This window comes from Phocaeicola coprocola, from assembly GCF_041333015.1.
GTDB classification, from domain to species: Bacteria; Bacteroidota; Bacteroidia; order Bacteroidales; family Bacteroidaceae; genus Phocaeicola; species Phocaeicola coprocola.
The window spans coordinates 1,559,610-1,573,697 of record NZ_JBGKGM010000001.1 but is presented as its reverse complement, the minus strand read 5'-3'; the positions used below and the strand labels follow the sequence as shown (position 1 = coordinate 1,573,697).

Annotated in this window: 10 protein-coding genes; 8 read left to right on the top strand and 2 right to left on the bottom strand. The window is 40.9% G+C overall.

Annotated features, from left to right (window positions below; translation table 11 throughout):
- Positions 1 to 107 precede the first annotated feature (107 nt).
- Genes frr through ACDG22_RS06480 form a run of 3 tightly spaced genes read left to right on the top strand, consistent with a single transcriptional unit; the run spans position 108 to position 2,743 of the window.
- A complete protein-coding gene (frr, locus tag ACDG22_RS06490; protein ID WP_007571899.1) occupies positions 108 to 668 on the top strand; it encodes a ribosome recycling factor in 561 nt (186 codons plus the stop codon).
- A gap of 52 nt (positions 669 to 720) precedes the next feature.
- On the top strand, positions 721 to 1,701 hold the full coding sequence (gene rsgA / locus ACDG22_RS06485; protein ID WP_007571896.1) for a ribosome small subunit-dependent GTPase A: 981 nt from the start codon (positions 721 to 723) through the stop codon (positions 1,699 to 1,701).
- A gap of 19 nt (positions 1,702 to 1,720) precedes the next feature.
- On the top strand, positions 1,721 to 2,743 hold the full coding sequence (locus tag ACDG22_RS06480; RefSeq protein ID WP_370858809.1) for a M28 family metallopeptidase: 1,023 nt from the start codon (positions 1,721 to 1,723) through the stop codon (positions 2,741 to 2,743).
- 245 nt (positions 2,744 to 2,988) lie between these two features.
- On the opposite strand, the gene ACDG22_RS06475 is transcribed toward ACDG22_RS06480, so the two are convergent.
- Entirely contained in the window at positions 2,989 to 4,335 is a 1,347-nt protein-coding gene (locus ACDG22_RS06475; RefSeq protein ID WP_004295325.1) for an IS1380-like element IS616 family transposase, read from the bottom strand.
- 240 nt (positions 4,336 to 4,575) lie between these two features.
- Here ACDG22_RS06475 and ACDG22_RS06470 point away from each other — a divergent pair, with 240 nt between their 5' ends.
- Positions 4,576 to 5,400 carry a class D beta-lactamase OXA-347 gene (locus ACDG22_RS06470; RefSeq protein WP_004295324.1) on the top strand — a complete coding sequence of 275 codons (825 nt, stop codon included), beginning with the start codon at positions 4,576 to 4,578 and terminating at the stop codon, positions 5,398 to 5,400.
- Positions 5,401 to 5,602: 202 nt separating this feature from the next.
- Here the strand turns inward: ACDG22_RS06470 and erm(F) are convergent, their stop codons facing one another.
- A complete protein-coding gene (gene erm(F) / locus ACDG22_RS06465) occupies positions 5,603 to 6,403 on the bottom strand; it encodes a 23S rRNA (adenine(2058)-N(6))-methyltransferase Erm(F) (protein WP_004295323.1) in 801 nt (266 codons plus the stop codon).
- Positions 6,404 to 6,644: 241 nt separating this feature from the next.
- Between erm(F) and ACDG22_RS06460 the strand changes: the two genes are divergently transcribed.
- The 4 genes from ACDG22_RS06460 to ACDG22_RS06445 all read left to right on the top strand — a co-directional run bounded on the left by ACDG22_RS06460 (position 6,645) and on the right by ACDG22_RS06445 (position 13,880).
- Positions 6,645 to 7,991, top strand: a complete 1,347-nt coding sequence (locus tag ACDG22_RS06460) for an IS1380-like element IS616 family transposase (RefSeq protein WP_004295325.1) — start codon at positions 6,645 to 6,647, stop codon at positions 7,989 to 7,991.
- Between the two features lie 443 nt (positions 7,992 to 8,434).
- A complete protein-coding gene (locus ACDG22_RS06455; protein ID WP_007571890.1) occupies positions 8,435 to 9,511 on the top strand; it encodes an efflux RND transporter periplasmic adaptor subunit in 1,077 nt (358 codons plus the stop codon).
- A gap of 14 nt (positions 9,512 to 9,525) precedes the next feature.
- Positions 9,526 to 12,561 (top strand): efflux RND transporter permease subunit, encoded by a 3,036-nt coding sequence (locus tag ACDG22_RS06450; protein WP_022124880.1) that lies wholly within the window; start codon positions 9,526 to 9,528, stop codon positions 12,559 to 12,561.
- Positions 12,558 to 13,880: a TolC family protein gene (locus tag ACDG22_RS06445; RefSeq protein ID WP_270230616.1), complete on the top strand. Its 1,323-nt coding sequence runs from the start codon at positions 12,558 to 12,560 to the stop codon at positions 13,878 to 13,880. The genes ACDG22_RS06450 and ACDG22_RS06445 overlap by 4 nt, the downstream gene beginning before the upstream one ends.
- Positions 13,881 to 14,088 lie beyond the last annotated feature (208 nt).

The window sequence follows — 14,088 nt, the reverse complement described above, 5'->3', positions numbered from 1 at the left end:
CCATTAGCATAATTATCAGTAAACTATTGCAGAAAAATAAAAAATCATGTATTTTTGTTCACATTAATTTAGCATAAGTCTAACCCGATAAACTTTAGAATTTTAATATGGCAGACTCAAAGACAATTCTCAGCGGAGCTGAAGAGAAAATGGATATGGCAATTATGTATCTGGAAGATGCACTGGCACACATCCGTGCAGGAAAAGCAGACGTACGCTTGCTGGACGGCATCCGCGTAGATTCTTACGGAAGCATGGTCCCCATCAATAATGTAGCAGCAGTGACTACCCCTGATGCACGCAGTATCGCTATAAAACCTTGGGACAAGAGTATGTTCCGTGTTATTGAAAAAGCAATTATCGACTCTGAATTGGGTATCATGCCCGAAAACAATGGAGAAATTATCCGTATAGGTATTCCTCCTTTGACAGAAGAGCGTCGTAAACAACTGGCAAAACAGTGTAAAGGTGAAGGCGAAACAGCTAAAGTCAGCGTTCGTAACGCACGACGTGATGCTATCGATGCTTTGAAAAAAGCCGTAAAAGACGGTATGCCTGAAGACGAACAAAAGAACTCTGAAGCAAAATTGCAGAAATCTCATGACAAGTATATCAAACAGATCGACGATATGCTTGCTGCTAAAGACAAAGAAATCATGACTGTTTAATTAATTTTATAAAGGATGAAGAACGAAGCTTCAACGACGCTCTGAAAACAGAATGCGTCAGCTTTTCTTCATCCTTTATCTTTCATCCTATAAAAATTTGGAAAAAGGCTTAGTCATTAAAAACACAGGAAGTTGGTATCTCGTCAAAACAGACGACAACCGGCAAATAGAATGTAAAATCAAAGGAAACTTCCGCCTGAAAGGAATCCGTAGTACCAATCCCATTGCCGTAGGCGACCGGGTACAAATCTCAATCAACGCTGAAGGTACAGCTTTCATTACAGAAATAGAAGACCGGAAAAATTATATTATCCGTCGTGCATCAAATCTGTCCAAACAATCGCATATTATTGCAGCAAATCTGAACCAGTGCATGCTGATAGTTACTGTCAACTATCCGGAAACATCAACTACGTTCATCGACCGTTTTCTGGCATCAGCAGAAGCTTATCGTGTACCTGTCTGTCTTGTATTCAACAAAATCGACCGGTATTCGGATGAGGAACTTCATTATCTGGAAGCATTGACCAATCTTTACACACATATCGGTTATCCTTGCTTCAAGATTTCTGCATTAAATCAGACAGATATCGAAGAAATAAAAAAAGAGCTGAAAGGAAAAGTCACCTTATTTTCCGGACATTCCGGAGTTGGAAAATCGACATTAATTAACGCCATCCTTCCAGATCAAAAAATAAAAACAGGAGAAATATCGACAGTACATAATAAAGGTATGCACACTACGACTTTCTCTGAAATGTTTCCTATAGGTGAAGAAGGTTATATCATTGACACTCCGGGAATTAAAGGGTTTGGTACTTTTGACATGGAGGACGAAGAAGTAGGACATTACTTCAAAGAAATCTTTGAGTTCTCAGCTAAATGCAAATACGGTAATTGTACCCATCGACATGAACCGGGATGCGCCGTACGTGAAGCCGTGGAAAACCATTATATCAGTGAATCACGTTATGCTTCTTACTTAAATATACTGGAGGACAAAGAAGAAGGGAAATACCGCTCAGCTTATTAATCTTTTAAATCTAACAGACATGAAAAAATTCACTTTTTGTATACTACTTGCAACCATGTCGTGGTTTGCAACTACAAATGCATATGCAAAGAAAAACTCAGGACCTACTCCAGAGGAAAAAGGACTTGCTCAAATCAACCAGGCAAATGCAGAAGCTTTTGTCCGTTTCCTGGCAGCAGATGAGCTGAAAGGCCGGGAAGCCGGAACAGAAGAGGGAAGAATAGCCGGAAACTACATTGCTTCGCTATTACAGCAATGGGGTGTTTCTCCGGTATTCGACAGCTATTTCCAACCGTTTGAAGCATACCGTGTAGAACGACAGAAAAAAGGCAAGTTGCAAGTTCATCCCGATTCAATCCAACTAATCAAACAGGGAGTACATCAAAAATATCACATGCGCAATGTACTTGCAAAAATAGATGGAAAGAACAAGGACGAGATCGTCATAATAGGTGCACATTATGATCATATCGGTTACGATCCCATGCTGGATGGTGATCAGATTTATAATGGCGCCGATGACAATGCATCGGGAGTTTCAGCCGTTCTACAGATTGTGCGTTCCTTCCTGGCTACAGGCAAGCAACCAGAACGTACTGTTATTTTTGCCTTCTGGGACGGAGAAGAAAAAGGATTGTTAGGTTCAAAATATTTTGCACAGACCTTTCCGCAAATCAAGCAAGTGAAGGGATACTTAAATTTCGACATGATAGGAAGAAATAATGATGAGTCACGTCCCTGGCATGTAGTATACTTCTTTACCAAAGGAACACCTGCCTTCGGTGAATGGCTGAAAGAAGATATCGAGCATTACAATCTGAATCTACAGCCCGACTATCGTGCATGGGACAATCCTGTAGGAGGTAGTGACAACGGAACCTTTGCCAAACTGGGTATTCCAATTATGTGGTATCACACAGACTGGCATCCGGATTATCATCTTCCGGGTGATGAAGCTGATAAAATAAACTGGGACAAGCTGGTAGAAATAACCAAAACATCTTTCCTTGGGCTATGGAAAATGGCAAATATATCTTTCTAAATATCTAACCTACATTATTCATAGTGGATTCATTTCAGGTTATCAAAACAGATATGGGGACAATCTGAAGCCTCCAACTAATGTCTATCATCGAATGACCGCTTGATGTAGAGTTATAATCCTGTCCGAAGCCTTGATTTCGGCATGCTCAGGTCTGATTATCACGTCCATTTTTATGGAGCGGATATGACTTATAAGTCCGATTACAGAATCGGACTCAGGTTGATTTCAGATTATTCCACTTGTCAGGCAGAGAGTCTCGTCAAGGCTTGCGACAAAGCTTCAAGGTGTCGATGGTGTGGGGAAAAGCTGAACCTTATAAAAGTCTTTTTTTCGACTATGAAGACGGCACTCAGCATAATCCGCTTCATGAAGCTGTCCATCGTGAAGGCGCCGACCTCTGTATTGGAGAAAGCCTTCGACCTGAGACGGTATGCGGTCACATATGCCGCGCCATATAGAAACAGCCGGAACATATTGGCTCTGAAAGAACTGCACGACATCCTGTCGGCTCGAAAATACTTCAGGTCTTTTATCCATAGCTCCATTGTGCCGCGCTTACAGTAACGTCGATATACTGTCTCGGGCTTGTTGTTACGGTTGCTTGTGACTATGAAGCGGACGTTTACACCCTTGTCGGAGACTTCGATTTTTGCAATCACCCTCTGTCTGTATTTCCATGATTTGGCTTTGTACTCAAAGCTGTAGTAACGGCGTACATCCTCATGGTGAAGTTCGAAATCCCCCTTGGCACGGCGCAATTGCTTGTCGATTTTCTTCATAAGCGCAGGATTGCCCGACAGCCCTGTGATAAATCTCACATAAAGATGTGTCTTGACCCAGTCCATAAACTCATGGCTGCAGAAATGACTGTCCCCGCGGAGTTCTATTATTGTGTGAGGCCATTCCTTATGGATGTATTCAATGACTCTGCGCAGTATACCGAAGATGTTCAGCGACTTGTTGCGTCGTCCCGGTCTCAGTAGAGGAAGTATCAGCTTGCCGTTCATACCGTCGAAAATAACCATCGGCATGTAGCAGTATTCGTCATAGTAATCATTGAACAGCGACAGCTGCTGCGCCCCGTATGTGTTGGCATTTGTATCGTCAACGTCAAGAATAATCTTACGCGGAGCTTTGTCGAAGGATGAGATGTAGTCCTTGACAAACAGTTCTGCTATTTTCCATAAGGTCCTTTTGTCAATATGATTCTCAAGCCGTGTCATCGTCGGTTGTGAGCACAGGCCGGGATCCGATGCCTTGCGGCCCACGCTCATCTTAAGGGCACTGTCGTGGCGCAGGCGGTCGCAGTCGTTGGCATCCTCGTAGCCGCACATTATCTGTCCGACACGCTGGCAGACCATCTCTTCGTAGGAATGCTGTACGAAAAGTTGATTTCGATAATCCGGAATTAGGCGCGCTATCTTTCGCGCTATGCTGTCTTTCATTAGACCGACAAGCACCAGTCCTCCATTGGACGAGATGTCCGGGGCATTGAAATCGACCTGAATTTTCCTGTCAGGAAGCACGTCTTGAAAAGAAAAAAGATTTTTCTCTTGACTGACTCCGTTATTTGTTGTATCTTTGCACATGAGAACGCCGGTATTAAGTTTATTTTTAACACCTTAAAGTTAATGCTTTTCTTGCAAATATACAAGAAGGGCGTTCTCTTTTTTGTGGAGACTATGAATTATTCAGGTTAATAATTTAGCTTCTGTGGAAACACATCGGCTACGTCACTGCTAAATTGAACTTTTTGTCCAATTTATCCGCCACTTCGCCAATGCGTTTCCCGTTAGTGGCAACAAAAACAAACGATAATTAGACAATAAATGAAAAATATTTTATTTGTAGTTTTTATTTCAATGATATTTTTATTTGTTTGCTGTAACACAACAACGAATAAAAACATAATTGAAACAGAAATTTCTGATTTTGACAAAATTTTAGATAGTTTTCAAGTAAATGGTTCAATTCTAATTTATGATAACGACAAGAATACTTTTTACTCAAATGACTTTGATTGGGCTAAAAACGGAAAATTACCTGCATCAACATTCAAAATTCCAAATTCTATAATTGCTGTTGAATTAGGCATTATTGAAAATGATACAACTATTTTAAAATGGAATGGCGAGCAGAGAAAAATGGATATTTGGGAAAAAGATTTATCATTTAAAGATGCTTTTAGAATTTCCTGTGTTCCTTGCTATCAGGAAATTGCAAGGAAAATCGGAACAATTAAAATGAAAGAATATTTAGAAAAATTTGAGTATAAAAATATGATTTTTGACAGTTTAACGATTGACAATTTTTGGCTTGAAGGAAATTCAAAAATATCTCAAAAACAACAAATCGACTTTTTAAGGAAATTCTATTTTTCAAAATTTCCAATTTCTGATAGGACAATAAAGATTGTCAAAAATATTATGGAAATTGAGCGAACTGAAAATTACATTTTAAGCGGTAAGACTGGATTAAGTTCGATAGAAGAAAAATATAATGGTTGGTTTGTTGGTTATGTTGAAACAAAATCTAATGTTTATTTTTTTGCAACAAATGTAATTCCGACAGACGGATTGAATGTTGATGATTTTATTTCATCGAGAATTAATGTAACAAAAAATGCGTTAAAGCAAATGAATATAATGAAATGATAAATGCCACTAACATATGGTAGCCGATAATTGCCGGCTTTCGTGCCAACTTGATACTTTGGTGCTTTTAACGAACCGAAGTGCTAAATTGATACGAAAGTGCTGTAAATCCGGCAACTACGGCTACCATTTTTCGTTATGCGGCAGCTTAAAAGACGACACCAAACCAGAAAAATCATCTTGACAACCACCCGACTTTGAACTACGAAGGATGAAATTTTTCAGGGACAACTTCCAGCATTTCCAAAAAACAGTTTACCCATTGACTTGGAGACAAACAAACAATTTGAGCATTAAGGTTTAAACCGAATTTTTCCGAAATTGACCTGACCTGACTTTTCCTGAAAATCGACTTTAAAGCTGTTTTTACAGATAAATCAGGTTTCTCTAACAGACAGGAAATAAATGCTAAGTATTTGGCTTTAAACTTAAAATCAAAAAATAACTGTTTTCTTTTAATGTTTAACAGGGCTGATTTGACAGTTGGCGGTGGAAAGAAACTTTCAGGACCTACCTCATAGACAAGTTTCAAATCAAAAAAAGTATGATAGAAAACGGTATATGGATTGTAAAGCTTCCTCGAAAATAACTTTTGTGTAGGTTCTAACTGAAGGACAATGGAACCTCCCAGAAAATTTCCAAGACTCTCAAACATCAGGATTTTGAAAATATCGGAAGTAATGCCATAAGGAATATTTGACACCACTTTGAAAGGAAATTTCGGAACTGCAAAATTCCTAAAATCACAACCGACAACTTGAACATTTCGGGCATCAGAAAATAATTTTCGTAAATGTTCAACCAAAGCTGTGTCGTTTTCAATAGCAACAACATTGTTGGCGATTTTTAATAAATGAACAGTAAGAAACCCCTTGCCTGCCCCAATATCTAAAACCGTATCCTGATTACTTATATTTGCTTGTCTTATTGCATCTTTTATTAGCACTTTATCAATAGTAAAGTGCTGACCCGTAAAACGAACGGGCAATTTCTTTTTTGTCATTAGTAACTTCTTACAGGTGAATACTTGAATTCAAATCGTGGAGAAATACATAAAATGTGAATTATTTGAATACAAAGATACTAAAAATTCCTTCACATAACATCGCATTGGCAAAATGGCAGGTTAAGTGCTAACCTGAATAATTCATAGTCTCCACAAAAAAGAGAACGCCCTTCTTGTATATTTGCAAGAAAAGCATTAACTTTAAGGTGTTAAAAATAAACTTAATACCGGCGTTCTCATGTGCAAAGATACAACAAATAACGGAGTCAGTCAAGAGAAAAATCTTTTTTCTTTTCAAGACGTGCTTCCTGACAGGAAAATTCAGGTCGATTTCAATGCCCCGGACATCTCGTCCAATGGAGGACTGGTGCTTGTCGGTCTAATGAAAGACAGCATAGCGCGAAAGATAGCGCGCCTAATTCCGGATTATCGAAATCAACTTTTCGTACAGCATTCCTACGAAGAGATGGTCTGCCAGCGTGTCGGACAGATAATGTGCGGCTACGAGGATGCCAACGACTGCGACCGCCTGCGCCACGACAGTGCCCTTAAGATGAGCGTGGGCCGCAAGGCATCGGATCCCGGCCTGTGCTCACAACCGACGATGACACGGCTTGAGAATCATATTGACAAAAGGACCTTATGGAAAATAGCAGAACTGTTTGTCAAGGACTACATCTCATCCTTCGACAAAGCTCCGCGTAAGATTATTCTTGACGTTGACGATACAAATGCCAACACATACGGGGCGCAGCAGCTGTCGCTGTTCAATGATTACTATGACGAATACTGCTACATGCCGATGGTTATTTTCGACGGTATGAACGGCAAGCTGATACTTCCTCTACTGAGACCGGGACGACGCAACAAGTCGCTGAACATCTTCGGTATACTGCGCAGAGTCATTGAATACATCCATAAGGAATGGCCTCACACAATAATAGAACTCCGCGGGGACAGTCATTTCTGCAGCCATGAGTTTATGGACTGGGTCAAGACACATCTTTATGTGAGATTTATCACAGGGCTGTCGGGCAATCCTGCGCTTATGAAGAAAATCGACAAGCAATTGCGCCGTGCCAAGGGGGATTTCGAACTTCACCATGAGGATGTACGCCGTTACTACAGCTTTGAGTACAAAGCCAAATCATGGAAATACAGACAGAGGGTGATTGCAAAAATCGAAGTCTCCGACAAGGGTGTAAACGTCCGCTTCATAGTCACAAGCAACCGTAACAACAAGCCCGAGACAGTATATCGACGTTACTGTAAGCGCGGCACAATGGAGCTATGGATAAAAGACCTGAAGTATTTTCGAGCCGACAGGATGTCGTGCAGTTCTTTCAGAGCCAATATGTTCCGGCTGTTTCTATATGGCGCGGCATATGTGACCGCATACCGTCTCAGGTCGAAGGCTTTCTCCAATACAGAGGTCGGCGCCTTCACGATGGACAGCTTCATGAAGCGGATTATGCTGAGTGCCGTCTTCATAGTCGAAAAAAAGACTTTTATAAGGTTCAGCTTTTCCCCACACCATCGACACCTTGAAGCTTTGTCGCAAGCCTTGACGAGACTCTCTGCCTGACAAGTGGAATAATCTGAAATCAACCTGAGTCCGATTCTGTAATCGGACTTATAAGTCATATCCGCTCCATAAAAATGGACGTGATAATCAGACCTGAGCATGCCGAAATCAAGGCTTCGGACAGGATTATAACTCTACATCAAGCGGTCATTCGATGATAGACATTAGTTGGAGGCTTCAGATTGTCCCCATATCTGTTTTGATAACCTGAAATGAATCCACTATGAATAATGTAGGCTAAAGGATTTATAAAATATATTTTATCAAAACAGCTGTAATTCCTTTCATTCTTTAAAGTCTTACGTTTACAGGCAAAAGAATGAAAGGATTTTTTATTTGCAAATTTTTGCAAATAAGGTATTCTCTATTTAAACAATTCCTTAAGTTTGTTATCAAAGTTAATAATCATTATTTCCAAATCTTAATTTATACCATAAAAACACATGGACAAACGAGTAAAATGGGGAATTATCATTCTGGTAGGAGCCGGATTAATCGGCTTAGGAATCCATAATTTCACTCCCAAAGAAAATGAAGAACTAAATGAAGCTAGCCCAACAATAAAAACAAATAAAAAGAAAAGTCTGAATGTAAATGCACAGATCATTAAACCACATTTACTGACCGACCAGTTATTTGTCAGTGGTAAGCTTATGCCCGACGAAGAGGTAGATTTGTCTTTCGAGACTTCAGGAAAAATCATCGACATTAATTTCACGGAAGGTAGTTTTGTTACTAAAGGTCAGTTGCTGGCAAAAGTAAATGACAGTCAGTTACAAGCACAATTAGACCGTCTAAAGGCACAAATGCCACTTGCCGAAGACCGAGTATTCCGACAGAATGCACTATTACAACGAGATGCAGTAAGTAAGGAAGCATACGAACAGGTTAAGACAGAACTCGCTACGCTTCATGCAGATATAGAAAACATCAAAGCCAATATTGACATGACCGAGCTACGTGCTCCTTTCGATGGTGTAATCGGTCTGCGCCAAGTCAGTGTAGGAGCATATGCCTCTCCTACTACAGTTATAGCCAAACTCACCAAAATTACCCCACTAAAAGTAGAATTTGCCGTACCGGAACGTTATGCACGACAAATCAAAAAAGGAACCAGATTATCTTTCAAAATAGAAGGAAGACTGGATGCTTTCGATGCTCAAGTATATGCAACGGAATCGAGTATTGATCCGGAAACCCATACCTTGACAGTGCGCGCCTTATACCCAAACACCAATGGTGAACTGCTTCCCGGACGGTATGCCGACATCACATTGAAACAAAACGAAATTAAAGATGCCATAGCTATTCCATCGGAAGCCATCGTTCCGGAAATGGGAAAGAATAAAGTGTTTGTTTATCGTTCGGGCGTTGCCCAACCGGTAGATGTCGAGATTGGAATCCGCACAGAAGCAGAAGTGCAAATAGTACGAGGGTTAGCCGCAGGAGATACAATCCTTACCTCCGGAACCTTACAGCTGCGTACCGGCATGCCTGTTGTTCTTGACAATATCAATTAATACCTGTCCGCCGTATGAATATATCCGAACTTAGCATCCGCCGACCGGTATTGGCTACCGTACTCACCATTATCATCTTGCTTTTTGGATTAATTGGTTATACAACGCTGGGAGTACGCGAATATCCCTCGGTAGACAATCCGATCATCTCCGTTACGTGTAGTTATTCAGGAGCCAATGCCGACATTATAGAAAGCCAGATCACCGAACCGCTTGAACAAAATATCAACGGTATTCCCGGTATACGTTCTCTTTCAAGTGTAAGCCAGCAAGGACAATGCCGTATTACTGTTGAATTTGAATTGTCTGTCGACCTGGAGACTGCCGCCAACGATGTACGCGACAAAGTTTCACGTGCACAGCGTTATCTCCCGCGCGACTGCGACCCTCCTACTGTTTCCAAAGCTGACGCCGATGCCAGCCCTATTCTGATGGTGGCCATCCAAAGCAATACACGCTCACTGCTAGAGTTGAGCGAAATAGCCGATCTCACCGTCAAGGAACAGTTACAGACAATATCCGATGTAAGTAGTGTTTCCATTTGGGGAGAAAAACGCTATTCAATGCGTCTGTGGCTGGACCCGACCAAAATGGCCGGCTACGGAATTACTCCTGTAGACATCAAAAATGCCATAGATAATGAAAATGTGGAACTTCCCTCCGGCAGTATAGAAGGTAACACAATGGAACTTACCTTACGTACTATGGGACAGATGCACACGGCTACCGAATTTAACAACGTAGTAATAAAGGAAGTAAACGGACAGGTTATACGCTTAAGCGATATCGGCTATGCCGAATTGGGAGCTGCCGATATTAAAAGTTATATGAAAATGAATGGAGTTCCTATGGTAGGAGTAGTAGTCATACCTCAACCGGGAGCAAACCATATCGAAATAGCGGATGCTGTTTACGAACGTATGGAGCAAATGAAAAAAGATTTGCCCGAAGACGTTAGTTTTTCTTATGGATTTGACAACACGAAATTTATCCGTGCCTCTATTGCCGAAGTAGAAAGCACCGTATACGAAGCTTTCATTCTGGTAATCATTATCATCTTCCTTTTCCTGCGCGACTGGCGTGTTACTCTTATACCTTGTATTGTAATTCCAGTTTCGCTAATCGGGGCCTTTTTCGTAATGTACGTAGCAGGTTTTTCTATCAACGTGCTTACGATGCTCGCCGTTGTCTTGTCGGTTGGATTGGTAGTAGATGATGCCATTGTGATGACTGAAAATATTTACATCCGCATAGAGAGAGGTATGAAGCCTTTCGATGCCGGTATAGAAGGGGCCAAAGAAATATTTTTCGCTGTTATTTCTACTACCATAACATTGGTTGCTGTGTTCTTGCCTATCGTATTTATGGAAGGAACCAGTGGCAGACTTTTCCGGGAGTTCAGCTTCGTTGTAGCTGGTTCGGTATTAATCTCTTCTTTTGCAGCATTGACATTTACCCCAATGCTTGCGACCAAAATGCTTGTCCATCGAGAAAAGCAAAGTTGGTTTTACCGAAAGACTGAACCGTTTTTTGAAGGAATGAACCGCATCTACAGCCGCTCCCTCAATGCATTCTTAAAGAAACGTTTTATTGCTATTCCTGTTTCTATTATCACCTTAATTCTAATCGGTGTATTATGGAATGTAATACCAGCAGAAATGGCGCCTTTAGAGGACCGTTCGAAAATAACCATTAGTACAAAGGCTGCCGAAGGAGCCAGTTATGAATACATACGCGATTACACTGAAGACATCAATGCTTTGGTAGATTCTATCATTCCCGATGCAGAAGCCGTTACAGCACGTGTGTCAAGTGGTAGTGGAAATGTCCAGATTACATTGAAAGACATCAAAGACCGTGACTACTCCCAGATGGAGGTGGCCGAAAAAATATCGAAAGCAATCAAGAGCAAAACGAAGGCAAGGGCATTCGTCCAGCAGCAATCTTCTTTCGGAGGAAGAAAAAGCAGTATGCCTGTACAATATGTATTGCAGGCGACCAGCATAGAAAAACTGGAAAAAATCCTGCCCGAATTTTTAAATAAAGTGTACGATAATCCTACCTTCCAGATGGCCGACGTTGATTTAAAGTTCAGCAGCCCCGAAGTACGGGTAAACATCAACCGAGATAAAGCAGGAACAATGGGGGTAAACGTGCGTGATGTTGCCGAAACACTTCAATACGGACTGAGCGGACAGCGTATGGGATATTTCTATATGAATGGTAAGCAGTATGAAATATTAGGACAGATAAACCGCCAGCAACGTAATCAGCCGGCAAACATCAAATCTATTTACATCCGTAACGATGCAGGAGAAATGATTCAATTGGACAATCTGGTAGAATTCGTGGAATCCATTGCGCCTCCTAAGCTTTACCACTACAACCGATTCATATCGGCAACAATATCAGCCGGACTGGCAGAAGGAAAAACCATCGGACAGGGATTGGAAGAAATGGATAAAATAGCATCTGAAACACTGGACGAAACATTCCGTACAGCCTTATCGGGCGACTCGAAAGATTATCGTGAAAGCTCATCCAGCCTGATGTTCGCTTTTATTCTTGCACTCGTGCTGATATATCTGATTCTGGCAGCACAGTTCGAAAGTTTTAAAGATCCATTCATCATCATGCTGACAGTACCACTTGCCATTGCTGGAGCTTTGATATTCATGTATTTCGGTGATATAACGATGAATATATTCAGTCAGATAGGCATTATTATGTTGATTGGACTGGTAGCCAAAAACGGTATTCTGATTGTGGAATTCGCCAATCAGAAACAAGAAGCTGGAGAAGATAAAATGCTGGCTATACGCGACGCGGCCTTACAGCGCCTACGCCCGATCTTGATGACCAGTGCATCAACAATTCTAGGCTTGATACCATTGGCATTCGCTACAGGAGAAGGCGCTAACCAACGTATTGCAATGGGAACAGCCGTCGTAGGAGGTATGTTAATATCTACTTTCCTTACGATGTATATCGTACCAGCTATCTACACTTACATTTCTACTAACCGAATAAAAAAAGAGAAAAAAGCATGAAACATTTTGCATATATATCACTGATAATCTGGTTTGTCACTACCCTTCCGGCCCACGCACAATATGAATACACATTAAAGCAATGTCTGGAGGAAGGACTGTTGAACAATTACTCTCTCCGCATCTCTCGCAATGAAGAACAGATAAGCAAGAATAATGCAACGCTTGCCAACGCCGGTTATCTGCCTACAATAGACTTGACGGCAGGGTATACCGGAAACATTGACAATACCAACTCTACACAACGAAATGACGGAAGTGTTGTCAAAGAACGAAACGTATTCGACCAGACTCTTGATGCCGGTGTGGATCTGAACTGGACCATCTTCGACGGATTCAACATCAGTACAACATACAAGGAACTCAAGGAGCTGGAACGCCAGGGAGCAACCAATACCCGTATAGCAATAGAAGACTTTATCGCCAGTCTGACAGCAGAATATTACAATTATATTCAGCAGGAAATACGCCTGAAAAATTTCCGTTATGCTGTTTCGTTATCAAAAGAACGTTTACGTATCGTAGAAGAGCGCTATCACATCGGAAACTTCTCTCGTCTGGATTATCAACAGGCAAAAGTCGATTTTAATGCCGATAGTGCACAGTATATGAAACAGCAAGAGCTGGTACATACCTCGCGTATCAACCTGAATGAAATGATGGCAAATAAAGATGTGGACCGTCCGATAAAAGTAAAGGATTCTATTATCGAGCTGAAGCATTCGCTCGATTTCAATGAATTGTGGAATGCTACGCTAAACACCAATGCCAATTTATTGAAAGCTGACCAAAATTCAACTTTAGCTGAACTGGACTATAAGAAAGTGTTGTCACGCAATTATCCTTATCTAAGGCTGAATGCCGGATATGGCTATACCCTGAACAAATATGATATCAACTCCATCCAACGACGGAACAACTGGGGATTTAATGGAGGTATTACCATCGGATTCAACATTTTCGATGGCAATCGTCGACGTGAAAAACGCAATGCAAGCCTTGCTATACGAAATGCCCAACTTGAACGCGAACAACTGGAACAAGGTTTACGTGCCGATCTCAGCAATTTGTGGCAGGCATACCGTAACAATATTCGCTTACTCAATCTGGAACGTCAGAACTTGATTGCAGCAAAAGAAAATCACGAAATAGCCAAAGAACGATATCTGTTAGGAGATTTGTCTGGTATTGAAATGCGTGAAGCACAAAAGAGCCTGTTAGATGCAGAAGAACGAATACTTTCTGCCGAATACGATACAAAGATGTGTGAAATATCTCTGTTGCAAATTAGCGGAAAAGTTTCTTTACACCTGAAATAAAAACATTCGCAGACTCATAAACAATGCAAGTATCCTTTATATAAACAATCTTTCAATCAGCACAAATAATAACAAAAACGTCCTGATAGTTTTGGTTAAAGTACATATAATTTACCCAAAACATCAGGACGTTTTTCTGTATATATCAACAAGATACATATAAAAAAGAGTCACACATCCAGAATAAATACTATCTTTGCAACCTATA

Bases quoted from the DNA above. Each gene is read 5' to 3' on its own strand.
- ACDG22_RS06475 (WP_004295325.1), bottom strand. From the start codon at position 4,335: ATGTGCAAAGATACAACAAATAACGGAGTCAGTCAAGAGAAAAATCTT.
- frr (WP_007571899.1), top strand. From the start codon at position 108: ATGGCAGACTCAAAGACAATTCTCAGCGGAGCTGAAGAGAAAATGGAT.
- ACDG22_RS06455 (WP_007571890.1), top strand. From the start codon at position 8,435: ATGGACAAACGAGTAAAATGGGGAATTATCATTCTGGTAGGAGCCGGA.
- ACDG22_RS06470 (WP_004295324.1), top strand. From the start codon at position 4,576: ATGAAAAATATTTTATTTGTAGTTTTTATTTCAATGATATTTTTATTT.
- ACDG22_RS06480 (WP_370858809.1), top strand. From the start codon at position 1,721: ATGAAAAAATTCACTTTTTGTATACTACTTGCAACCATGTCGTGGTTT.
- ACDG22_RS06445 (WP_270230616.1), top strand. From the start codon at position 12,558: ATGAAACATTTTGCATATATATCACTGATAATCTGGTTTGTCACTACC.
- ACDG22_RS06460 (WP_004295325.1), top strand. From the start codon at position 6,645: ATGTGCAAAGATACAACAAATAACGGAGTCAGTCAAGAGAAAAATCTT.
- rsgA (WP_007571896.1), top strand. From the start codon at position 721: ATGCGTCAGCTTTTCTTCATCCTTTATCTTTCATCCTATAAAAATTTG.
- ACDG22_RS06450 (WP_022124880.1), top strand. From the start codon at position 9,526: ATGAATATATCCGAACTTAGCATCCGCCGACCGGTATTGGCTACCGTA.